Raw genomic sequence first — 637 nt, 5'->3', positions numbered from 1 at the left:
GCACCGTACAGGCGCCGCAATCGCCGGCATCGCAGCCGACCTTGGTGCCGGTCAGCCCCAGTTCGTCGCGCAGCACCAGGGACAGTCGGCGCAGCGGCGGCACATTGACCGATACGGCGCTGCCATTGACCTCGAAGGCGATGTCAACGCGCTCCGGGCCGCGAGCAGGCCGAACGGCGCCCAGGTCGGGCACTGCTTCACGCACGTCAGGTTGAACCTGGCTCATGCCGCCACCTCTTCGCCAGTCGTCCGCCCCACAGCCGCAAGCACGGCGCGGGCAACAATCTCGCGCACTGCATCAAGCCGGTATTCGGCGCTGCCGCGCACATCGGCGATCGGCGACAGTTCGCTCATCGGCGCGGACAGGACCGCATCGGCAAGCTCGCCATCCACCGGCAGCCCGCACAACGCGGCTTCGACGCCGGCCAGCCGCTTGGCCACCACCGAACAGGAGCCGGCCGCGACCGCCGCTTGCCGGACGGTGCCATTGTCGACGGCCAGACGTGCTGCCACCATGGCGATGGAAATGACGAGGTAGCGCCGGGCGCCGAGCTTGACGAAAGCCGACGTGCCGCTGGGCTTCGGCACGCGGATCGCCGTGACCATCTCACCGGGCAGCAGAGCCGCGCGGCGGTTG

General features: G+C 69.9%; 1 protein-coding gene and 1 pseudogene. Both read right to left on the bottom strand.

Annotated features, from left to right (window positions below; translation table 11 throughout):
* Window positions 1-226 (bottom strand): 2Fe-2S iron-sulfur cluster-binding protein (locus tag EOA22_RS36320; RefSeq protein WP_127390751.1); only part of this gene is annotated, 226 nt, incomplete at its 3' end.
* Window positions 223-637: pseudogene (locus EOA22_RS36315) on the bottom strand (xanthine dehydrogenase family protein subunit M); the annotation flags it as partial. The pseudogene EOA22_RS36315 and the gene EOA22_RS36320, both read right to left, overlap by 4 nt.

The sequence above is a fragment of the Mesorhizobium sp. M7A.F.Ca.US.014.04.1.1 genome (genome assembly GCF_003998745.1).
GTDB classification, from domain to species: domain Bacteria; phylum Pseudomonadota; class Alphaproteobacteria; order Rhizobiales; family Rhizobiaceae; genus Mesorhizobium; species Mesorhizobium ciceri.
This window is presented reverse-complemented; position numbering and strand designations above follow the sequence as displayed.